This is a genomic window from Streptomyces flaveolus (genome assembly GCF_000716535.1).
Taxonomy (GTDB): Bacteria; Actinomycetota; Actinomycetes; order Streptomycetales; family Streptomycetaceae; genus Streptomyces; species Streptomyces flaveolus_A.
The window spans coordinates 156,640-177,087 of record NZ_JNWV01000027.1 but is presented as its reverse complement, the minus strand read 5'-3'; the positions used below and the strand labels follow the sequence as shown (position 1 = coordinate 177,087).

The 20,448-nt window shown below is 73.5% G+C and carries 19 protein-coding genes and 1 tRNA gene; 13 read left to right on the top strand and 7 right to left on the bottom strand.

Annotation, left to right across the window (positions count from 1 at the left end; translation table 11 throughout):
* Positions 1-105: 105 nt before the first annotated feature.
* A complete protein-coding gene (locus OO52_RS28385; protein ID WP_030653893.1) occupies positions 106-483 on the bottom strand; it encodes a YchJ family protein in 378 nt (125 codons plus the stop codon).
* Positions 484-669: 186 nt separating this feature from the next.
* Between OO52_RS28385 and OO52_RS28380 the strand changes: the two genes are divergently transcribed.
* Genes OO52_RS28380 through OO52_RS28370 form a run of 3 tightly spaced genes read left to right on the top strand, consistent with a single transcriptional unit; the run spans position 670 to position 3,408 of the window.
* The gene (locus OO52_RS28380; protein WP_420711450.1) at positions 670-966 is read left to right on the top strand and encodes a dsRBD fold-containing protein; all 297 of its coding nucleotides are present in this window, start codon (positions 670-672) and stop codon (positions 964-966) included.
* An 11-nt stretch (positions 967-977) separates the two neighbouring features.
* Positions 978-2,282: a phosphoribosyltransferase family protein gene (locus OO52_RS28375; protein ID WP_030653898.1), complete on the top strand. Its 1,305-nt coding sequence runs from the start codon at positions 978-980 to the stop codon at positions 2,280-2,282.
* A gap of 10 nt (positions 2,283-2,292) precedes the next feature.
* Positions 2,293-3,408: a CapA family protein gene (locus OO52_RS28370; protein WP_030653901.1), complete on the top strand. Its 1,116-nt coding sequence runs from the start codon at positions 2,293-2,295 to the stop codon at positions 3,406-3,408.
* 10 nt (positions 3,409-3,418) lie between these two features.
* Here the strand turns inward: OO52_RS28370 and polX are convergent, their stop codons facing one another.
* Both polX and OO52_RS28360 read right to left on the bottom strand, forming a co-directional pair.
* Positions 3,419-5,146: a DNA polymerase/3'-5' exonuclease PolX gene (gene polX / locus OO52_RS28365; RefSeq protein ID WP_030653903.1), complete on the bottom strand. Its 1,728-nt coding sequence runs from the start codon at positions 5,144-5,146 to the stop codon at positions 3,419-3,421.
* A gap of 62 nt (positions 5,147-5,208) precedes the next feature.
* Positions 5,209-5,296 (bottom strand) — tRNA-Leu (locus OO52_RS28360).
* A 216-nt stretch (positions 5,297-5,512) separates the two neighbouring features.
* Between OO52_RS28360 and OO52_RS28355 the strand changes: the two genes are divergently transcribed.
* The 3 genes from OO52_RS28355 to OO52_RS28345 all read left to right on the top strand — a co-directional run bounded on the left by OO52_RS28355 (position 5,513) and on the right by OO52_RS28345 (position 8,182).
* Positions 5,513-6,838, top strand: coding sequence for a M20/M25/M40 family metallo-hydrolase (locus OO52_RS28355; protein ID WP_030653904.1), 1,326 nt, complete (start codon positions 5,513-5,515; stop codon positions 6,836-6,838).
* A 163-nt stretch (positions 6,839-7,001) separates the two neighbouring features.
* On the top strand, positions 7,002-7,235 hold the full coding sequence (gene chpH / locus OO52_RS28350) for a chaplin ChpH (protein WP_030653905.1): 234 nt from the start codon (positions 7,002-7,004) through the stop codon (positions 7,233-7,235).
* 116 nt (positions 7,236-7,351) lie between these two features.
* The gene (locus tag OO52_RS28345; RefSeq protein WP_030653906.1) at positions 7,352-8,182 is read left to right on the top strand and encodes a chaplin; all 831 of its coding nucleotides are present in this window, start codon (positions 7,352-7,354) and stop codon (positions 8,180-8,182) included.
* A gap of 77 nt (positions 8,183-8,259) precedes the next feature.
* Here OO52_RS28345 and OO52_RS28340 read toward each other — a convergent pair whose 3' ends face one another.
* Complete coding sequence (locus OO52_RS28340) at positions 8,260-8,448, bottom strand: DUF5703 family protein (RefSeq protein WP_028801646.1); 189 nt, start codon at positions 8,446-8,448, stop codon at positions 8,260-8,262.
* 47 nt (positions 8,449-8,495) lie between these two features.
* Here OO52_RS28340 and OO52_RS28335 point away from each other — a divergent pair, with 47 nt between their 5' ends.
* On the top strand, positions 8,496-9,185 hold the full coding sequence (locus OO52_RS28335) for a hypothetical protein (RefSeq protein WP_030653908.1): 690 nt from the start codon (positions 8,496-8,498) through the stop codon (positions 9,183-9,185).
* A gap of 174 nt (positions 9,186-9,359) precedes the next feature.
* Here OO52_RS28335 and OO52_RS28330 read toward each other — a convergent pair whose 3' ends face one another.
* Together OO52_RS28330 and OO52_RS28325 are read right to left on the bottom strand one after the other, a co-directional pair.
* Positions 9,360-11,654 (bottom strand): helix-hairpin-helix domain-containing protein, encoded by a 2,295-nt coding sequence (locus OO52_RS28330; RefSeq protein WP_030653910.1) that lies wholly within the window; start codon positions 11,652-11,654, stop codon positions 9,360-9,362.
* On the bottom strand, positions 11,651-12,634 hold the full coding sequence (locus OO52_RS28325; RefSeq protein WP_030653913.1) for an aldo/keto reductase: 984 nt from the start codon (positions 12,632-12,634) through the stop codon (positions 11,651-11,653). Before OO52_RS28325 ends, OO52_RS28330 begins: the two co-directional genes overlap by 4 nt.
* 242 nt (positions 12,635-12,876) lie before the next feature.
* On the opposite strand from OO52_RS28325, the gene OO52_RS28320 reads away from it, so the two are divergent.
* Positions 12,877-13,932: an LLM class F420-dependent oxidoreductase gene (locus OO52_RS28320; protein WP_030653915.1), complete on the top strand. Its 1,056-nt coding sequence runs from the start codon at positions 12,877-12,879 to the stop codon at positions 13,930-13,932.
* 1,142 nt (positions 13,933-15,074) lie between these two features.
* Positions 15,075-15,863 (top strand): hypothetical protein, encoded by a 789-nt coding sequence (locus OO52_RS28315; protein ID WP_030653917.1) that lies wholly within the window; start codon positions 15,075-15,077, stop codon positions 15,861-15,863.
* A gap of 7 nt (positions 15,864-15,870) precedes the next feature.
* On the opposite strand, the gene corA is transcribed toward OO52_RS28315, so the two are convergent.
* The gene (gene corA, locus OO52_RS28310) at positions 15,871-16,866 is read right to left on the bottom strand and encodes a magnesium/cobalt transporter CorA (protein WP_030653919.1); all 996 of its coding nucleotides are present in this window, start codon (positions 16,864-16,866) and stop codon (positions 15,871-15,873) included.
* Positions 16,867-16,928: 62 nt separating this feature from the next.
* On the opposite strand from corA, the gene OO52_RS28305 reads away from it, so the two are divergent.
* The 4 genes from OO52_RS28305 (at position 16,929) to mshC (ending at position 20,416) form a co-directional block, all read left to right on the top strand.
* The gene (locus OO52_RS28305; protein WP_030653922.1) at positions 16,929-17,615 is read left to right on the top strand and encodes a histidine phosphatase family protein; all 687 of its coding nucleotides are present in this window, start codon (positions 16,929-16,931) and stop codon (positions 17,613-17,615) included.
* Between the two features lie 99 nt (positions 17,616-17,714).
* Positions 17,715-18,305, top strand: a complete 591-nt coding sequence (locus tag OO52_RS28300; protein ID WP_030653924.1) for a DUF3090 domain-containing protein — start codon at positions 17,715-17,717, stop codon at positions 18,303-18,305.
* Entirely contained in the window at positions 18,269-19,093 is an 825-nt protein-coding gene (locus OO52_RS28295; RefSeq protein WP_048910244.1) for an SCO1664 family protein, read from the top strand. Before OO52_RS28300 ends, OO52_RS28295 begins: the two co-directional genes overlap by 37 nt.
* 93 nt (positions 19,094-19,186) lie before the next feature.
* The gene (mshC, locus tag OO52_RS28290; RefSeq protein WP_030653930.1) at positions 19,187-20,416 is read left to right on the top strand and encodes a cysteine--1-D-myo-inosityl 2-amino-2-deoxy-alpha-D-glucopyranoside ligase; all 1,230 of its coding nucleotides are present in this window, start codon (positions 19,187-19,189) and stop codon (positions 20,414-20,416) included.
* The last annotated feature ends 32 nt before the right edge of the window (positions 20,417-20,448 follow it).

Here is a 20,448-nt window from a genome sequence, read left to right as displayed (position 1 = left end):
CCACCCGCTACGAGAAGACCGCGACCATCTACCTGGCCGGACTCCACATCGCAGGCATCTTCCTCTGGTCCGCCCGCTGATCCAAACGAAACCGCCTAGCCCCGGCTACTCGCCCAGGATGTCCCCGTCCACGTACACCCACGCCCCGTCCACCCGCTCGAACCGGCCCCGCTCGTGCAGCGAGCCGCCCCGGTAGGAGGCGCGGAACGTCACCGTGCCGGTGCCGTGGAAGGCGGATCCGTCGGCGGTGTCCAGGATCTCCAGCCCCGTCCACCGCATCCGCGGGTCGAGGTCCAGCCGCGCGGGCCGGGTCCGCGGATGCCAGGTGCGCAGCAGATAGCCCGCGTCCCTCTTGACGAACGCGCTGTACCGCGAGCGCATCAGCAGCTCGGCCGTCGGCGCGGTCGCCGCGCCGGTGTGGAAGCGGCCGCAGCAGGCGTCGTAGGACTGGGGGAGCCCGCAGGGGCAGGTGCGCGAGGTCATGGCCCACATTCTGCCCGCGGCAGGGGAGGCGTCCGCAGCGGGTCGGGTGCACAGTGGAAGTGCCGGACTGGAGCGCCCCGCAGGGGGCGCGGGGAACTGCGCGACCAGCCACGATGGACCCGCCGACGACCGGCGGCCCGTCGCGGCACGATCCGCGGAGCGAGGTGGCGGACGATGACCGGACCCATGAGCAGCCGTCCCGCCGTCAAGGAATGGCGGCTGAACCTGTACCTGTCCGAGCACGATCCGGACACCACGGCCCGGATCATCCTCGACACCGGCGACAACGTCCTGGAGAGCCACGCGGAGGCCCGCCGCAACCCCTACGACCGGGCGATGCCGGACATCGGCGACGAACTCGCCGCCGGGCGCGCGCTCATCGCCATGGGCCGCATGCTGCTGCGCGCCGCCGACGGCGACATGAAGGCGACGGGAGCCGCCGACGCGGAAGCCCCGGCGCCGCTCTGGCAGCCACGGGAGTGAAGGAGCCCACCGTGCACTTCACCAACCGCCTAGAAGCGGGACGCAGACTGGGCCGACGCCTGGAGTACCTCAGGGGCCAGGACGTCGTGGTGCTGGGACTGCCACGGGGAGGGGTGCCGGTCGCCGCCGAGGTCGCCGACGCGCTCGACGCGCCCCTGGACGTCTGCCTGGTGCGCAAACTGGGCGTGCCGTACCAGCCCGAGCTGGGCATGGGCGCGATAGGCGAGGACGGTGTCCGCGTGATCAACCAGGAGGTGCTGCGCGGCACCGGGGTCTCCACCGCGGACCTCGCCCGGGTCGAGGAACGCGAACGCCGGGTGCTGGAGCAACGGGCCGGGCGCTACCGGGGCGCCGCGCCCCTCGTCTCCGTCGCCGGCCGGACCGCCGTCGTGGTGGACGACGGTGTGGCCACCGGCTCCACCGCGCGGGCCGCCTGCCGGATCGCCCGCGCCCGGGGCGCCGCCCGGATCGTGCTGGCCGTCCCCGTCGCCCCCCGGGACTTCGCCCGGCGACTGGGCGGGGACGCCGACGAACTGGTCTGCCTGGACACCCCGTGGCACTTCGCCGCGGTCGGCCAGTTCTACGCCGACTTCGCCCAGGTCGACGACGAGGAGGTCACCGCCTGCCTGCGCCGGGCCGCGAGCCGCCACCGGCACAGCGTGGGCGCCGGCTCCACCGACCGGGAGGTGACGGTGCCCGCCGGCGGCACCCGGCTGGGCGGGCGGCTCACCGTGCCCGAGGACGCCACCGGAGTCGTGGCCTTCGCGCACGGCAGCGGCAGCAGCCGGCACAGCCCGCGCAACCGGTTCGTGGCCGAGGGACTGCACCGGGCCGGCCTCGGCACACTGCTGTTCGACCTGCTCACCGACGCGGAGGAAGCCGACCGCGGCAACGTGTTCGACATCGCCCTGCTGGCCGGACGGCTGCTGGACGCCACCCGCTGGCTGCGCGAGGAACCCGGCACCGAGAGCCTCGCCGTCGGCTTCTTCGGCGCCAGCACCGGCGCGGCCGCCGCCCTGTGGGCCGCCGCCGACCCCGACGCGCGGCCCGCCGCCGTCGTCTCCCGCGGCGGCCGGCCCGATCTCGCCGGACCCCGGCTGGCCGCGGTGACGGCACCCACCCTGCTCGTCGTCGGCGGCGCCGACCGCCAGGTCCTCGCGCTCAACCGGGAGGCACAGGCACAACTGCGGTGCGAGAACCGGCTGGAGGTGGTCCCCGGCGCCACCCACCTCTTCGAGGAGCCCGGCACGCTGGAACGGGTGACCGAGCTGGCACGTGACTGGTTCACGGACCACATGGCGCCCGCGCACGTATAGTCCCGCCGCCATGGGCGAGAAGGCCGTCACCCTGTTCCTCGCCGGTGACGTCATGCTCGGCCGGGGCGTCGACCAGATCCTCCCGCACCCCGGCGACCCGGCCCTGCGCGAGGACTACGTGCGCGACGCCCGCGAGTACGTCGCCCTGGCTCAGGCCGCGAACGGACCGGTACCCCGGCCCGTCGACCCGACCTGGCCCTGGGGCGAGGCACTGGCCGCGCTGGAGCGTGCGGCCCCGGACGTGCGGGTGATCAACCTGGAGACCGCCGTCACCCGGGACGGCGACTTCGCACCCGGCAAGGGCGTCCACTACCGGATGCACCCGGCCAACCTGCCCTGCCTCGCCGCCGTCCGCCCCGACGTCTGCGTCCTCGCCAACAACCACGTGCTCGACTTCGGCCGGTCCGGCCTCGCCGAGACCCTCGACTCCCTCGCCGCCGCCGGGCTGCGCACCGCCGGGGCGGGTCCGGACGCGGACGCGGCCTGGCGCCCGGCGACCGTCCCGCTGCGGCAGGGCGGACGCGTCCTGGTCCTCGCCTTCGGGATGCCGTCGAGCGGCATCCCGCACAGCTGGGCCGCCACCGCCGAACGCCCCGGCGTGGCCCTCGTCACCGCGCCGACCACCGCCGCCGCGCGGGACGTCGCCGACCGCGTGCGGCACACCGCGCGGCCGGGCGACCTCGTCGTCGCGTCCGTCCACTGGGGACCCAACTGGGGCTACCCGGCCTCCCGTGACGAGGTCCGCTTCGCCCACGCGCTGATCGACGCGGGCGTCGACGTGGTCCACGGGCACTCCTCGCACCATCCCCGCCCACCGGAGGTCTACCGGGACCGGCTCGTCCTGTACGGCTGCGGGGACCTCGTCGACGACTACGAGGGCATCGGCGGCTACGAGCGCTACCGCGACGACCTGCGGCTGCTGCACCTGGTGTCGGTCGAGCCCGGCACCGGCCGGCTGACCGCTCTGCGGATGGTGCCCTTCCAGGCACGCCGGCTGCGCCTGGAGCAGGCCTCCGCCGAGGACACCTCCTGGCTGCGCACGGTCCTCGACGGGTACGCCCGCGGCCTCGGCACCCGGGTCGAGCACGGCGACGGCGGCACGCTCACCGTGCGGGCGCTGCGGTGATCCCGGACGCTCAGGCCCGCCCGCCCTTCCGCAGGAACCTCCGCAGCCGGGTCAGCGGCCAGGCGTTGATCACGTCCTCCTTGGTGAGCCAGCCGCGCTGCGCGGTCGCCACGCCGTAGCGCAGCTGCCCGAGGTGCGGGACGGAGTGCGCGTCGGTGTTCACGGCGAACTTCACCCCGTGCTCCCTGGCCCGCAGGATGTCCTCGTCGCGCAGGTCCAGCCGGTCCGGCTGGGCGTTGACCTCCAGCGCGGTACCGGTGCGCGCGCAGGCCGCGAACACCTTGTCCCAGTCGGCGTCGACGCCCGGCCGCTTGCCGATCAGCCGGGTCGTGGGATGCCCGATGATGTTGACGTACGGATGCTCGCAGGCCCGCACCAGCCGCCGTGTCATCGCCCTCCGGTCCAGGTCGAAGTGGGAGTGCAGCGAGGCCACGCACAGGTCGAAGCCGGCCAGGAACTCCTCCGGCCAGTCCACCTCGCCGTCCGGACCGATGTTCAGCTCGGTGCCGTGCAGCAGCCGCATCCGGCGCCGGGTGCCGTCCAGCTCCCGCAGCAGCTCCCGCTGGGCGAGGATCTTCTCGTCCGTCATGCGCTGCATGTACAGGTTGGGCGCGTGGTCGGTGACCGCGTAGTACGCGTGACCGTGCTCGGCGGCGGCCTCCACCATCGCCTCCAGCGGGGCCAGGCCGTCCGTGAGATCGGTGTGCGTGTGCAGGTCGCCGCGGATGTCCCGCTCGGTCACCACCTCGGGCAGGCCGTCGCCCAGCGCCGCCTCGATCTCCCCGCGGTCCTCGCGCAGCGTCGGCGGGATCCACGGCAGGCCGAGCCGCGCGTACACCTCCTCCTCGGTGCGGGACGCCACCGACTCCCCGCTCTCGGTGTCGAACACGCCGTACTCGGACAGCTTCAGCCCCTGGTGCACGGCGATGGTCCGGGTGCGGATGTTGTGCGCCTTGGACCCGGTGAAGTACTGGAGCGCGGCGCCCCACGACTCCGGCGGCACCACCCGCAGATCGACCTGGAGCCCCTTGCCGGTGCGCACCGACGTCTTCTTCGTGCCCCGCGCGATCACCTCGGCGGTGACCGGCAGCTCGCACAGCGCGTCCATGAACGGCGCCGACCGCCGCGCCGCGACCAGCACGTCCAGGTCGCCGACGGTCTCCCGCATCCGGCGCAGCGAACCGGCGTACGCGCACCGCTCGCAGCCCGTCACGGCGGACAGCTCGGCGACGATCTCCTCGGCGGTGTCCAGCGCCAGCGACAGCGGCACCCGCCCGCCCGCCCGCTGGAGCAGCTCGATCCCGTGCCGGATGTTCTCCTGGGTCTTCTCGCCGAAGCCCTTCAGATCCGCCAGCGCGTCCGCCTCGATGGCCGCGGCCAGCTCGCTCACCGACGAGATGTGCAGGTCCTCGTAGAGCCGCAGCGCCTTCTTCGGCCCCAGGGTCGGGATCGTGATCAGCTCCCGCACCCCCGCAGGGATCTTCGCCCGGCGCTCCTCCACCGCGGCCATCGTGCCCGTGCGCAGGTACTCGGCCACCTTCTCGGCGATCGACCGGCCCACGTTCGGGATCTCCCGCAGCCCGTCGGCGTCCAGCGTCGAGATGTCGACCGGATACCCGCCGATCGCCCGCGCCGCCTTCTCGTAGGCGCGCGCCTTGAACGCGTCGCCTCCGGTGATCGCGATGAGATCGGCGTACTCCTGCAGGAGCGCCTCGACCTCGTCGTTACGACGGGCCACCCCTCAAGTCTAGGAAGCGGCGCCGGGGCACGCGAAAGGCCCCTGCCGAGCAGGGGCCTCACTGGTGTCCGAGGGGGGACTTGAACCCCCACGCCCGATAAAGGGCACTAGCACCTCAAGCTAGCGCGTCTGCCATTCCGCCACCCGGACAAGGTGTCTGTCGCACGAGCTCCGCCTCTCGGCGGGGTTTCCCTCGCGGCGACGAAGGAAACATTACCAGGCTTTCCGGGGTGGCTGATCACCCCCCGGTGCCGGGGCCGCTCGCGCGTGAACGGCGTGTGACGGGCCGGGACCGGTCTTGGGCCGGGGGCGCCGCCGGAGAGAGGATGACAGGGACCACCAGCAGTGACAGTGGGAGGAAGCAGCGTGAGCGAGACGGACACGGCCAGGAGCGTCACCGGCGAGGACGAGGTCGTGGACCTCTGCCGCGAGCTGATCCGGTTCGACACCAGCAACTACGGCGACCACTCCGGCCCCGGCGAGCGCAAGGCCGCCGAGTGGGTCGCCGAGAAGCTCGCCGAGGTCGGGCTGGAGCCGAAGATCTACGAGTCGCACCCCGGCCGCGCCTCCACGGTGGCCCGCATCGAGGGCGAGGACCCGTCCCGGCCCGCGCTGCTCATCCACGGCCACCTGGACGTCGTACCGGCCAACGCGGTCGACTGGACCCACCACCCGTTCTCCGGCGAGATCGCCGACGGCTGCGTGTGGGGACGCGGCGCCGTCGACATGAAGGACATGGACGCCATGACGCTGGCGGTCGTCCGGGACCGGCTGCGCAGCGGGCGCCGGCCGCCGCGGGACATCGTCGTCGCCTTCCTCGCCGACGAGGAGGCCGGCGGCACGTACGGCGCCCGGTACCTGGTCGACCACCACCCCGAGCTGTTCGAGGGCGTCACGGAGGCGATCAGCGAGGTCGGCGGCTTCTCCTTCACCGTGAACGAGCAGCGGCGGCTCTACCTGATCCAGACGGCCGAGAAGGGCATGCACTGGATGAAGCTGACCGTGGCCGGGACCGCCGGGCACGGCTCGATGATCCACCGCGACAACGCCATCACCGAACTGTCCGAGGCCGTCGCCCGAGTCGGCCGGCACAAGTTCCCGGTGCGGGTCACCAAGACCACCCGGGCCTTCCTCGACGAACTGGGCGACGCGCTCGGCACCGAGCTGGACCCGGAGGACATGGAGTCCACCCTCGCCAAGCTCGGCGGCATCGCCAAGCTGATCGGCGCGACCCTGAGCAACACCGCGAACCCCACCCAGCTGAACGCGGGCTACAAGGTCAACGTCATCCCGGGCGAGGCCACCGCGCACATCGACGGACGGTTCCTGCCCGGCCACGAGGAGGAGTTCCTGGCCGACCTGGACCGGCTGCTCGGCCCGAAGGTCCGCCGCGAGGACGTGCACGCCGACAAGGCCGTCGAGACCACCTTCGACGGCGCCCTGGTGGAGGCCATGCAGTCCTCCCTGCTCGCCGAGGACCCCACCGCCAAGGCGATCCCGTACATGCTCTCCGGCGGCACCGACGCCAAGTCCTTCGACGACCTCGGCATCCGCGGCTTCGGCTTCGCGCCGCTGAAGCTGCCGCCGGAGCTGGACTTCGCCGGCATGTTCCACGGCGTGGACGAGCGGGTGCCGGTGGACGGCCTGCAGTTCGGCGTGCGGGTGCTCGACCGGTTCATCGACGCGTCGTGAGTCGGTGCCCCCGCCCCGGGCGCGCACCGCGGTAATCGGGCAGCCGTACGAGATCGACTGAGAAGGGTGAATGCGACGATAGGCTCGTAGCTTCATCGGCCCCTCCTCGTTGCATCTGATGTGACCCCGCGCCTTGGGGTCGCATTGCCAACAAGGAGGAAGAATGATCAAGAAGGTCGTCGCTGCTGCGGCTGCCACCGGTGGGCTGGTTCTCGCGGGCGCGGGCCTGGCCGTCGCCGACTCCGGGGCCCAGGGTGCCGCCGTGCACTCCCCGGGCGTCGCGTCCGGCAACGTCATCCAGGTGCCCGTGCACGTCCCGGTGAACGTGTGCGGCAACACGATCAACGTGATCGGGCTCCTGAACCCCGCCTTCGGCAACGCCTGCGTCAACAAGTGACGCCGGCTCCCTGAGGGGCGTCTTTTACGAGCCGTCGGCCTCGGAGCGCGCGCCATGCGCTCCGAGGCCGACCGGTCTTTCCGAACGAAGACATGGAAGGCAGGGGGGATCTCAGCATGCGACAGGGCACGCGCAAGGGCCTGATCACCATGGCCGCCGCGACCGGTGTCATCGCCGCCGCGGGCGGCTACGCACACGCCGACTCGGGCGCGGCGGGCTCCGCCGGGGGCTCACCCGGCGTACTGTCCGGCAACACGGTGCAGGTGCCCGTGCACGCGCCGGTGAACATCTGCGGCAACACCGTGAACGTCGTCGGGCTACTGAACCCGTCGGTGGGCAACAAATGCGCCAATCACGGTGGTGCCTCGGGGGGGCACCACGGCGGTTCCGGCGGTTCGCACGCGGGCGGCCACACCGGCGGTTCGCCGGGCGTCGGCTCCGGCAATACCGTGCAGGTGCCGATCGACGTCCCGGTGAACGTGTGCGGCAACAGCGTCGACGTCATCGGGGCGGGGAACGCCGCGGTGGGGAACGACTGCGCCAACGAGGGCGGGCACGGAAATCCGCCCGGGAAGCCGGGGCACCCTGGCCACCCAGGTCATCCGGGCCACCCGGGGGAGCCCGGGCATCCGGGGCACCCAGGTCATCCGGGCCAGCCGGGGGAACCTGGACATCCTGGCCAGCCCGGTGAGCCCGGCACCCCGGGGCACCCCGGCAATCCGGGCCACCCCGGTACCGGCACCGGCTCCCAGACCGGCAAGACCGGCTCCGGGACGCACGGTACGTCCCAGGTCAAGGCCGAGGTGGGCCGCTCCGGCCAGTCCCTGAGCACCGCCCAGCTCGCTCACACGGGCAGTGACGTGCCGCTCGGCATCGCCCTGCCGGCCGGCGCGGGCGCGCTGCTGGCCGGCGCGGTGCTCTACCGCAAGGCGCGCGCCGGGGCGTGACCCGAAACGGAGCGGGCCCCTGCCATGCCGGCGGGGCCCGCTCCGTTCATCTGTCCACACTCACCTTGTGATCACGGTCACCATGTCGCGCGCACCTGGCGGATGATCCGTCGGCGCAACCGCACCTTGCGGCTGCCGTCGCGCAACAGGCTCAGTCGGTCCAACTCCCAGTGTCCGTACTCGGCATGGTCCGTCAGCAGACGTGTCGTCTCCTTGCGGGAAACCCCGCGAGGCACGTACACGTCGACAAATTCGTATTCCGGCATCGCATCTATTGTGCGGGCTGGTGCCCGGTACGGATAGCGTCTGCACTATGTCTGATGCTGCGCAGCCCACCGCTGCCGAGGTACGCGCCGCCGCCGAGGCCGTCAAGACCGCGCTCGACCGTCATCTCGCCGCGGTCGAACGCAGGTCGGGGGAGGACGACCCGGCCGTGTCCGAGGCGTTCAACCAGCTGGCCGCTGCCGCCGAGGCGTACGACGAACTGCTCTACGACCACTACGACGAGGTCACCCCCTTCGAGATCCCCGGCGCGGAGGACGCGCTGCCGCCGTACGCGGGCCCCGAGGAGCCGAACGCGATCAGTGTGCTGATCCGCCGCGACTACACCGTGGCGGAACCCCAGCGACTGCTGGCGCAGGCCCAGCGGGTCGAGGCGGCGGAGTACGACGACGTCGTGGACGAGGACGATGCCGCCAGGACGGTCCCGGGGGCGCTGGGCATCCTCTTCGGCGAGTTCGAACCGGACGAGATCGCCTCCCGGCACAAGGAGTTCGGCCTGGAGGAGGGCGACTCCACTCTCTGGGTCACCGCGGCCGAGGAGCCGGCCGAGGCGGGGGAGTGGCTGGAGGCGCCGTTCGAGCACATCGATGCGCAGCAGGTGGTGTGCCGGTTCGACGTGAGCGCGGTGTTCGACGACGAGGTCTCCGACGGCGAGGACGACATCGACTTCGTCGACGAGGAGGAGGACGGGGAGCTGGAACCGGTCGACGCCGAGAAGTGACGGCCGGGAAGTGACGGCCGAGAAGTGACACAGGCGGACGTGACGGGGGTGAGGTGACGGCGGTGGCGGTGCCGTGGGCCTGGGGCCGGTACGGCACCGCCGGACTCCGCCGTCGCAACTGATCACCGGTCGCGGCGTCGGCGGACGCGCGGAGGCAGAGGCGCGGACGAAGACTCAGGTCGCCGGGATCTGCGTGCGCAGCAGCGTTTGCAGGCGGCTGGTGCGCGGCTTGGGCGGGACCTCCGCCACCGCCTTCGGCAGGGCCTGTTCCACGCCGTGCACGACGGACAGGTGCCGATCCGCCCGGCCGAACGCCGTGTACACCCAGGGGCGGCTGAGGGCCTGCGCTGCGTCGCCGGGCAGGACCACGACCGCCGCCGGCCAGCGGGTGCCCACCGCCTGGTGCGCGGTCAGCGCCCAGCCGTGCCGCACGCCGCCCTCCACCCGCTCGCGCGGTACGACGACGGTGGCGTCGGCGCACGACAGGTGCAGTCCGTCGGCGTCGGCCTTCACCACCACACCAGGCACCGTGCGCCCCGGCGCGGGGGAGTAGGCGATCCGGTCGCCGGGGTCGAAGCCGCCGAACCGGCCGGGGCCGGGGTTGAGACGCTCCTTCAGGGCGGAGTTGAGGGCGCGCGTGCCCGCCGCGCCGCCGTGGCCCGGGGTGATCACCACGGTCTGGTCGGCCGGGACGCCGATCGCCCGTGGCACCGAGTCCGCGACCAGCTGCACCGTCCGGTGCACGGCCTCGCCCGCGTCCCGCACCGGCACGATGACGACCTCCTTGCCCGGCGCGGCGACCTGGTTCAGCTCGCCGACGCCGATGCCGGAGACCAGTTCGCCGAGCGGACCGGGGTCCGGGACACGGGAGGCGATCTGCGGGCAGGCACGAGCCGCGAGCAGGTCGGCGAAGACCCGGCCCGGACCGGCCGACCACAGCACCCCGGGGTCGCCGCTGAGCAGCAGCCGGGCCCCGTCGGGCAGCGACTCCACCAGCATCGCGGCGCTCTCCACGTCGAGCTGGGGCGCGTCCAGCACGATCAGCAGATCGAGCTCCAGGGCGCCGTCCGCGTCGCGGCCCGGGCCCTCGGCGCCGGACAGCAGCCCCGCGACCGTGCCCACGCCGTGGTCCGCCGGCTCCCCGCCCAGCCGCTCGGCCAGTCGCCGGCGCCCGGCCGGGGTGTGGCAGGCGGCGAAGGCCCGCAGGCCCGCGGCACGGGCGGCACCGAGCAGGGCGGCCGGTTCGGCGCGGGCCGCCTCCCCGCCGGTGTGCAGCACCAGGCCGTGCCCCGCGAGCGCGCGGGCCAGCTCCGCGGCCCCGCCGGACACCCCGGCCGCGGTGGCCTCCCAGGCCTGCCCGGCCTCCTTGGACACGGAGTTGACCAGGCGGGCCAGGCCGTCGGCGAGGCTCTCCTCGGCCAGCGCGTACCGCTCCAGGCCGACCAGGATCCGGACCGGTCGCTCCCGCTCCTCCTCGTCGTCCTCGTCGCTCGCCTGGGGCGCGGCGGCGCCGGGCTCCTCCAGGGCGTCCTGGAACACCAGCGCCTCGCCCTCGGCGAGCGCGCCCTGCACCGCCGCGTCCGGGTCCGGTACGCCCTGCTTGCCGAGGGCCGCGGTGAGCGTGGCCAGCTCGAGGGCGGTGTGCCCGGCCACGGCCGCCTGCTCCAGCAGCCAGACGGTCAGCGCCCGGCCCCGCCGCTCGTCGTCCGGACCGCAGGCCGCGCCGAGCAGCGCCCGGGCGAAGCCGTCGGCCTGGTCCGGCCGTACGCCGCCGACCCGGAGGAGCTGCCAGGGGTCCTCCCGGAGCGCGGTGTCGGCGCCCTCGCCGAGGGCCGCGGCGACCTGGGGGGCCAGGGTGCCGGGCGCGCCGCCCTCGGTCAGCACACGGCCCACGGCGTCGACGGTCTCCGGCGCGGGGCCGCTGGGCGCGGGCGGGGCGGGGGCCGGCTGGGGCCTGCGCACCGGTTCCGGGGCGTGCGGGCGCGGTGCCGGTGCGGGCTCCGCGAACACCGCGGCCACCGGCTTCTCGCCGCTCTCGACGGCCCGGACCGCCGCGAGCAGGTCGGCCGCCTTGCCACTGAGCTTGGCGCCGCTGTCGATCGGGCCCCTCTTCTCGGCCTTGCGCCGCTCGATCCGCTCCCGCTCGAGCCGCTGCGCGGCCAACTCGGCCTCCGCCTCGGACAACTCGGCAGCGGCGGCACCGCCCTCACCGACGGCGCCCTCGGCACCGGCCGAGTCGCCGCCGGCATCCGCGCTGTCCGCGCTGCCGGTGACCTCGGCGCTGCCCGAGTCGGCACCCGCCCCGCCCGAGTCGGCACCCGCCCCGCCCGCGTCGGCTACGGCATCCGCGCCGACGGTGCCGGTCGTGCCCTCCGCCGTGGCGGCCCCGTCGGTGCCCTGCTCCGTGGTCCCCGGTGTGTCCGGCGTCCCCGGCCCGGCTTCCTCCGTGGTCTCCGGCTCCGTGCTCACAGCGTGCTCCAGTCGTGATCGGGATAGCGGTGCACGGGCGCCGACACATCGTCCAGCGCCCGGCAGATCTCGTCAGGAAGACTAAGGGCCTCCACTGACAACGCCGCCGTGAGCTGCTGTGCGTTGCGCGCGCCGACGATCGGCGCGGCCACCCCGGGCCGGTCCCGGATCCAGGCGAGGGCCACCTGGAGCGGGGTGACCGCGAGCCCGTCGGCGGCCGTCGTCACCGCGTCCACGATGCGGGTCGCCGTGTCGTCGAGATACGGCTCCACGAACGGCGCCAGGTGCTCGGAGGCACCGCGCGAGTCCGCGGGAGTGGTGTGCCGGTACTTGCCGGTCAGCACGCCCCGGCCGAGCGGCGAGGAGGGCAGCAGGCCCACCCCGAGGTCGAGCGCCGCGGGCAGCACCTCGCGCTCCACGCCCCGCTGGAGCAGCGAGTACTCCATCTGCGTGCTGGCCAGCCGGGTGCGGACGCCCGGCGCGGCGAGCTGCCAGGTGGCCGCCTTGGCCAACTGCCAGCCGCAGAAGTTGGACACCCCCGCGTACCGGGCCCGGCCGCTGCCGACCGCGAGGTCGAGGGCGTGGAGCGTCTCCTCCAACGGGGTGTCGGGGTCGTAGGCGTGGATGTGCCACAGGTCCACGTAGTCGGTGCCCAGGCGGGCCAGGGAGGCGTCGAGCGCGGCGAGCAGATGGCCGCGGGAGCCGTCGAAGCGGCGGTCGGGGTCGGGGACGCTGCCCGCCTTGGTGGAGACGACCAGGTCACGGCGGGGCACCAGGCCGTCCATGAGCTGCCCCAGCAGGTACTCCGCCTCCCCGTCGCCGTACACGTCCGCGGTGTCGACCAGGGTGCCGCCGGCCTCCCAGAACGCCTTCAGCATGTCCGCGGCGTCGTGCTCGTCGGTGTCCCGGCCCCAGGTGAGGGTGCCGAGTCCGATCCGGGACACGCGCAGGCCGGTCCGGCCGAGATGCCTCTGCTCCATGACGGCGAGATTACTGGCCAGAACCGGTGCGGTGGGTGGCCTGTGGACAACCCGTTCGGAGTGCCCCGAGGGGCCCGGGACCTGCCGCGACCGGCTCCAACGGCCCGCGATCGGAGAACCGCCGAAGATCCACCCACGAATCGCCGGCGAACCGCCGGAGCCGGGCACCCTGCCCCCGGCGCCCGACCCCGCGCTAAGGTCTGCCGCACAGGGACGTTACTCATGGGTAAGGGGATTCGGCCATGCAGCTCGGGATCAACCTCGGCTACTGGGGTGCCGGAATGGACGGCGACAACCTGGCCGTGGCGCAGGAGGCCGACCGGCTGGGCTACGCGGTGTGCTGGGCCGCCGAGGCCTACGGCTCCGACGCCGCCACCGTGCTCAGCTGGGTCGCCGCGCAGACCGAGCGCATCGACGTCGGCTCGGCCATCTTCCAGATCCCGGCCCGGCAGCCCGCGATGACAGCGATGACCGCGGCCACGCTCGACTCGCTCTCCGGCGGCCGGTTCCGGCTCGGCCTCGGCGTCTCGGGCCCGCAGGTCTCCGAGGGCTGGTACGGCGTCAAGTTCGACAAGCCGCTCGCCCGCACCCGCGAGTACGTGGAGATCGTCCGCAGGGCGATGACCCGGGAGCGGCTGACGTACGAGGGTGAGCACTGGACGCTGCCGCTGCCGGGCGGCCCGGGCAAGCCGATCAAGCTGACCGTGCACCCGCAGCGCGAGCACATCCCGCTCTACATCGCCGCGATCGGCCCGAAGAACCTGGAGCAGACCGGTGAGATCGCCGACGGCGCGCTGCTGATCTTCCCCTCCGCCGAGCACCTGGAGGAGACCACGGTCAAGTACCTGCGGGCGGGCCGGGAGAAGGCGGGGCTGACGCTCGACGGTTTCGACGTGTGCCCGACCCTGCCGATCGCGCTCGGCGACGACAAGGACGTGGCCCGGCTCGCCGACACCTTCCGCCCGTACACCGCGCTGTACGTCGGCGGGATGGGCAGCGCCAAGCAGAACTTCTACAACCAGCTCGCCCAGCGCATGGGGTACGAGAAGGAGGCCGCCGAGATCCAGCGGAAGTACCTGTCCGGGGACAAGCAGGGAGCCGCCGCCGCGATCCCGCAGGACCTCATCGACCGGACCACCCTGCTGGGCTCCGTCGACCGGATCGCCGACCGGATGAAGGCCTACGCGGCCGCCGGGGTCACCACCCTCAACCTGGTTCCGGCCGGCTTCACGCTGGAGGAGCGGATCGCCTCCCTGCGGGCCGGCAGCGAGGCCCTGGAGCGCGCGGGGCTCGCGTAAGGGATGTCAGCGGCCGTGGTGGGGGCTCGGGGGTCTTCCCCGCCACGGCCGTCACCGAGAACAACGCGCTGGACACCGTGCGGTTACGACCACGCCCCCTTCTTTCACGACCCCAACGGCACGCACCCTGCCAAGACTCCGGCGGCCCCCGCCGCCCGGCCCTTCACACCACCGGCGCCCCTCGGCGCCCCGGCGGCTTGCCGTACAGGCCCGGACGCCCCGCGCCGCCCACCTTGCGGGCCTTGCCCTCACGCCTCCGGCGCCGCTCGGCCACGCGCCTCGGCGTCCCGGCGGCTCGCCGCACACGCCCTTGCGCCTGCCCGTCGTGTCGTTCCCCCCGCCGGCCCCGCCCGTCACGCCGTCCGTCTTGCGGGCCTTGCCCTCACGCCTTCGGCGCCGCTCGGCTACGCACCTCGGCGTCCCGGCGGCTCGCCGCACACGCCCTTGCGCCTGCCCGTCGTGCCGTTGCCCCCCGGGCCCCGCCCGTCCCGCCGTCCACCCTCCGGGCCTCGCTCTCACGCCGCCAGCGCTGCTCGGCTACGCGCCCTCCGCGTCTCGGCGGCTCGCCGTACAAGCCAAGGCGCCCCGCCCGTTTCGTCGTCCACCCCCGCCGGCCCTGCCCGTTTCGCCGACCCCCGGCCGGGCCCCGCCCGTCGCGCCGTCCACTGCGGGCCCCGCCCTCCGCGCCCCGGCGGCTCGCCGTACACGCCCGGCGCCCTTCCCGTCGTGCCGTTGCCCCCCGGCCGGGCCCCCCGCGTCGCGCCGTCCACCCTCCGGGCCCCGCCCGTCTCGCGTTCACACCCCACCGCCCCGCCCGTCGCGCCGTCCACAGCGGGCCCCGCCCTCCGCGTCCCGGCGGCTCGCCGCACACGCCCCGGCGCCCTTCCTGTCGCGCCGTTACCCCCCGGCCGGGCCCTGCCCATCGAGCCGTCCACCCCCGGGCCCCGCCCGTCTCGCCGTCCCCCCAGCCGAACCCCCGCCCGTCTCGCGTTCGCACCCCCACCGCCCCGCCCGTCGCCTCCCGTCCTTCGTTCGGGTCAGTCCGTCCGCATCCCTGTTGCGGCCCCCTGCCCTGCGCACTTGACTCGTTCTTTGCGGGATCCGTTCTCGCGGAGCCGCGGAGCTGCGGAGAGGTGCCTGTCATGCTGTCGGCCAAGAGTCTGTTCCAGGAGATCCTCGACAACGACGAGTCCTTCCAGCTCTTCTGCTCCATCGCCGCCAGCGGAGAGGCCCAGGGCGGCTGGGAGAACGGCCGGATCGCCGCGCTGGTGCCGGAGAGCGAACGCGCGCTGGCCCCGAAGATCGCCCGGCACGGCGCCGACGAGGACAAGCACGGGCGCATTTTCACCGCCCTGCTGAAGAAACGCGGCCTCACCCCCGCCCCTGTCCCGCCCGAGACCGACTACACGATGCTCCTGGAGCGGCGCGGCATCGGCCTCGCCCACGACAAGCTCCGCCGGGACGAGCCGCTCACCGTGCGGGACGTCATCGTCTACCTCGCGCACAGCCGGGTCACCGAACAGCGCGCCGCCGAGCAGCTGGGGCTGCTCCGGACGTACTTCGCCGACCACCCGGAGATCGGCAGGGCCGTCCGCATGATCTCCGACGACGAGGACAACCACCTCGCCTACACCCACGAGGAACTGCTGCGCCTCGCCGCCGCCGGACACGGCCGGCTGATCCAGCGCACCCTGCGCGCGTGCGCGCTCACCGAGATCCGCGTCCACCGGGACGTCAGCCTCGCCGTCATGTCCCACATGGGCCGCATCCTCGGCTGGCCGAAGGCCAGGTCCGCGCTGCTCGCGGCCGGCATCCACGCCGTGTACGCCTACGAACGCCTCGCCGGCTGGCACCGCATGGTCACCCTCACCATGCCCGAGCGCCGCGACGCCCTCGGCGGACCGGCGGCACCCGCCCCCGAGTTCGCCTGAGCGGTGCTCACAGCCAGCCCCGCCGCTTGAACTGCCGGTACAGCAGCACCTCCAGTACGGCCATCACCACGATCACCGCCGGATACGCCCACAGCCAGTGCAGCTCGGGCATGTGCTCGAAGTTCATGCCGTAGATGCCCGCGATCATCGTGGGGACCGCGGCCATCGCCGCCCACGCGGAGATCTTCCGCATGTCGTCGTTCTGCCGCACGCTCATCTGCGCCAGATGGGCGGAGAGGATGTCCGACACCAGCCGGTCCAGTGCCTCCACGGACTCGTTCACCCGCATGAGGTGGTCGCCCACGTCCCGGAAGAAGGGCCGCGACGTGTCGTGCACGAACGGCACCGTGCCGCCCATCGGGCCGTTTCCGGCCAGCCGGTTCAGCGGCAGCGCCAGCGGCCCGGTGGCCCGGCGGAACTCCAGGACCTGCCGCTTGAAGGTGTAGATCCGGGACGCGGTGTTGCGGGAACCGCCGGTCTCCGGCTGGAACACCTCCGCCTCCAGCTCGTCCAGGTCGGTCTGCAGCTCCGTCGCCACCTCCAGATAGTGGTCGACGGTGGCGTCCGCGATGGCGTAGAGCACGGCGGTGGGCCCCTTCTCGAGCATCTCCGGCTCCTCCTCCAGCCGGTGCCGCACCGCCGCCAGCGGCGAGCACTCGCCGTGCCGGACGGTCACCACGAAACAGTCGCCGACGAAGACCATCACCTCGCCCGCGGACACCGCGTCGCTCTCCGGTTCGTACACGACCGGCTTCAGCACCATGAACAGCGAGTCGTCGTACACCTCCAGCTTGGGCCGCTGATGCGCCTTGAGGGCGTCCTCCACGGCCAGCGGATGCAGTCCGAACTCCTCGGTGACCAGGTCGAACTCCCGCTCGGACGGTTCGTGCAGCCCGATCCACACGAAGCCGCCGGCCGCCCGCGCCTCGGCGAGCGCGTCGGACAGGTCCTCCGGCCCCTCGGTGCGGTGCCCGTGCCGATAGATGGCGCAGTCCACGATCACGCCGCGCATTCTCCCTTCGCCCAGCCGCCGGTGCACACCTGCGTGCGCCTACCCTGGTCCGCATGCCCACGCTGATCCTCGTCAGGCACGGACGTTCCACCGCCAACACCTCGGGTGTGCTCGCCGGGCGGACGCCCGGCGTCGCCCTGGACGAGCGCGGCGCCGCGCAGGCCGCCGCGCTGCCCGCACGGCTCGCCGGCCTGCCGCTCACCGAGGTCGTCACCAGCCCGCTCCAGCGCTGCCAGGAGACCGTACAGCCCCTGCTGGAGGCCCGCCCCGGCCTGCCCGTCCACACCGAGGAGCGGATCGGGGAGTGCGACTACGGCGACTGGTCCGGCCGCAAGCTCGCCGAGCTGAAGGACGAGCCGCTGATGGAGGTCGTCCAGGCCCACCCGTCCGCCGCCGCCTTCCCCGGCGGGGAGTCCATGCGGGCCATGCAGACCCGCGCCGCCGAGGCCGTACGCGAGTGGAACGCGCGCGTGGAGCGCGAGCACGGCGCCGACGCCGTCTACCTGATGTGCTCCCACGGCGACATCATCAAGTCGCTCGTCGCCGACGCCCTCGGTCTTCACCTCGACCTCTTCCAGCGGATCTCCGTGGAGCCCTGTTCCGTCACCGCCATCCGCTACACCCGTCTGCGGCCCTTCCTGGTCCGCCTCGGCGACACCGGGGACTTCGCCTCGCTCGCCCCGCGCGAGGAACCCGGTGAGGGCGACGCACCGGTCGGGGGTGGTGCGGGCGCACCGTGATCGTCGGCCGCAGTAGGGTGAAGCGACTCACCCCATCGCGTATCCGCATGGCCCGCACCGCTGAAACGCTCGAAACCACGACATCAATGGAGACAGGACGTGTCCCGTCAGGTGTTCCTCTACGACCAGCCGGACCGCTTCGTGGCCGGCACGGTCGGACTGCCCGGGCGCCGTACGTTCTTCCTCCAGGCCACCGCAGGCCCCCGGGTGACCAGCGTGGTCCTGGAGAAGACCCAGGTCGCCGCGCTCGCCGAGCGCATGGACGAACTGCTCGACGAGGTCGTACGCCGTAGTGGCGGCAGCGCCGCGGTCCCCGCCGTGGCCCCCTCCGAGATCGCCGACACCGCGCCGCTGGAGACCCCCATCGAGGAGGAGTTCCGCGTCGGCACCATGGCCCTGGCCTGGGACGGCGAGGAACAGTGCATGATCGTCGAGGCGCAGGCCCTCGTGGAGCTGGAAGCCGACACCGAGGAGGACCTGGCCGAGGCCGAGGAGCGGTTGCTCCAGGACGAGGAGAACGGACCCCCGATGCTGCGGGTCCGGCTGACCGGCGCGCAGGCCCGGGCCTTCGCCAAGCGCGCCCTCGACATCGTCAACGCCGGGCGGCCACCGTGCCCGCTGTGCAGCCTCCCGCTCGATCCGGAAGGACATGTATGTCCGCGCCAGAACGGATACCGCCGCGGAGCGTGACGGCCGATCCCGACCCCGCCGAGCTGCTCGCGCGGGGTGAGCTGACCGTGCGCGGCCGGATCCGCGAGGCGTCCAACGCGGCGCTGTTCTGCACGGTCGCCCTGGACGGCCGGGAAGCCTCCTGCGTGTACAAGCCGGTGGCCGGGGAGCGCCCCCTGTGGGACTTCCCCGACGGCACCCTCGCGGGCCGGGAAGTGGCCGCCTACGAGGTCTCCCGGGCCACCGGCTGGGAGCTCGTGCCGCCCACCGTGCTGCGCGACGGGCCGTACGGCGAGGGCATGTGCCAGCTCTGGGTCGACGTCCACCCCGAGGCGGAGCTGCTCGCCCTGGTCGACGGCGAGGAGCCGGAGCCCGGCTGGAAGGCGATCGGGTTCGCCGAGGTCGGCGAGGGGCGCACCGCGCTGCTCGTGCACGCCGACGACGAGCGGCTGCGCCGGCTCGCCGTCCTGGACGCGGTGATCAACAACGCCGACCGCAAGGGCGGCCATCTGCTGCCCACCGCCGAGGGCCGCCTCTACGGCATCGACCACGGCGTCACCTTCAACGTCGAGAACAAGCTGCGCACCCTGCTGTGGGGCTGGGCCGGGGAACCCCTCACCCCGGAGGCCGTCGACGTCCTCAAGGGGCTGCGGGACGGTCTGGGGGGCGAGCTGGGCCGGCGGCTGGCCGCACTGATCACGGCGGCGGAGATCGACGCCACGCGCGCGCGTGTCGAGGCGCTGCTCACCTCGGGCCTGCATCCGGAGCCCAGCGGGGAGTGGCCCGCCATCCCCTGGCCGCCCGTGTGAGCACATCCGGCGTCGAGGTGCAAGACCGCGGAACCGGCCATCCGGCCCGGTCCCGTTCGTATCCGCAGCTCGGCGCCGGTTAGGCTCATGTACATGCATGCCTGGCCCGCTTCCGAGGTCCCCGCCCTGCCTGGTCAGGGCCGCGACCTGAGGATCCACGACACCGCGACCGGCGGCCTGGTCACCCTCGACCCCGGTCCCGTCGCCCGTATCTATGTCTGCGGCATCACGCCGTACGACGCGACCCACATGGGTCACGCGGCGACCTACAACGCGTTCGACCTGGTTCAGCGCGTGTGGCTCGACACCAAGCGGCAGGTCCACTACGTCCAGAACGTCACCGACGTCGACGATCCGCTGCTGGAGCGGGCGGACCGGGACGGCGTCGACTGGGTCGCCCTCGCCGAGAAGGAGACGGCTCTCTTCCGCGAGGACATGACCGCCCTGCGGATGCTCCCGCCGCGGCACTACATAGGCGCCGTCGAGGCGATACCCGGCATCGTCCCGCTCGTGGAGCGGCTGCGCGACCTCGGCGCGGCCTACGAGCTGGAGGGTGACATCTACTTCTCCGTCGGGTCCGACCCGAACTTCGGCAAGGTCTCGAACCTGGACGCCGCCGCCATGCGGCTGCTGTCCGCCGAGCGCGGCGGCGACCCGGACCGCCCGGGCAAGAAGAACCCGGTCGACCCGATGCTGTGGATGGCGGCCCGGCCCGGCGAGCCGAGCTGGGACGGCGGCTCCCTCGGCCGGGGCCGGCCCGGCTGGCACATCGAGTGCGTGGCCATCGCCCTCGACCACCTCGGCATGGGCTTCGACGTCCAGGGCGGCGGCTCCGACCTCGCCTTCCCGCACCACGAGATGGGCGCCTCGCACGCCCAGGTGCTCACCGGCGAGTTCCCCATGGCCAAGGCGTACGTGCACGCCGGCATGGTGGCGCTGGACGGCGAGAAGATGTCGAAGTCCAAGGGCAACCTGGTCTTCGTCTCCGAGCTCCGCCGTGACGGCGTCGACCCCGCCGCCATCCGCCTCGCCCTGCTCTCCCACCACTACCGCGCCGACTGGGAGTGGACCGACCAGGTCCTCCAGGACGCCGTCGCCCGCCTCGGCCGGTGGCGCGCGGCCGTCTCCCGCCCCGACGGCCCCTCCGCCGACGCGCTGGTGGAGGAGATCCGCGAGGCCCTGGCGAACGACCTGGACGCCCCCACCGCCCTGACCGCGGTGGACCGCTGGGCGGCCCGGCAGGAGCAGGAGGGCGGCACGGACACGGGCGCGCCCGGCCTGGTCTCGCGGGCGGTGGACGCGCTGCTGGGCGTGGCCCTCTGAGCACCGCGGAGGGCGGTGTCCCGTCAGCGGCG

Bases quoted from the DNA above. Each gene is read 5' to 3' on its own strand.
- OO52_RS28385 (WP_030653893.1), bottom strand. From the start codon at position 483: ATGACCTCGCGCACCTGCCCCTGCGGGCTCCCCCAGTCCTACGACGCC.
- OO52_RS28380 (WP_420711450.1), top strand. From the start codon at position 670: ATGAGCAGCCGTCCCGCCGTCAAGGAATGGCGGCTGAACCTGTACCTG.
- OO52_RS28370 (WP_030653901.1), top strand. From the start codon at position 2,293: ATGGGCGAGAAGGCCGTCACCCTGTTCCTCGCCGGTGACGTCATGCTC.
- chpH (WP_030653905.1), top strand. From the start codon at position 7,002: ATGATCAAGAAGGTCGTCGCTGCTGCGGCTGCCACCGGTGGGCTGGTT.
- OO52_RS28345 (WP_030653906.1), top strand. From the start codon at position 7,352: ATGCGACAGGGCACGCGCAAGGGCCTGATCACCATGGCCGCCGCGACC.
- OO52_RS28340 (WP_028801646.1), bottom strand. From the start codon at position 8,448: ATGCCGGAATACGAATTTGTCGACGTGTACGTGCCTCGCGGGGTTTCC.
- OO52_RS28335 (WP_030653908.1), top strand. From the start codon at position 8,496: ATGTCTGATGCTGCGCAGCCCACCGCTGCCGAGGTACGCGCCGCCGCC.
- OO52_RS28325 (WP_030653913.1), bottom strand. From the start codon at position 12,634: ATGGAGCAGAGGCATCTCGGCCGGACCGGCCTGCGCGTGTCCCGGATC.
- OO52_RS28320 (WP_030653915.1), top strand. From the start codon at position 12,877: ATGCAGCTCGGGATCAACCTCGGCTACTGGGGTGCCGGAATGGACGGC.
- OO52_RS28315 (WP_030653917.1), top strand. From the start codon at position 15,075: ATGCTGTCGGCCAAGAGTCTGTTCCAGGAGATCCTCGACAACGACGAG.
- OO52_RS28305 (WP_030653922.1), top strand. From the start codon at position 16,929: ATGCCCACGCTGATCCTCGTCAGGCACGGACGTTCCACCGCCAACACC.
- OO52_RS28295 (WP_048910244.1), top strand. From the start codon at position 18,269: ATGTCCGCGCCAGAACGGATACCGCCGCGGAGCGTGACGGCCGATCCC.
- mshC (WP_030653930.1), top strand. From the start codon at position 19,187: ATGCATGCCTGGCCCGCTTCCGAGGTCCCCGCCCTGCCTGGTCAGGGC.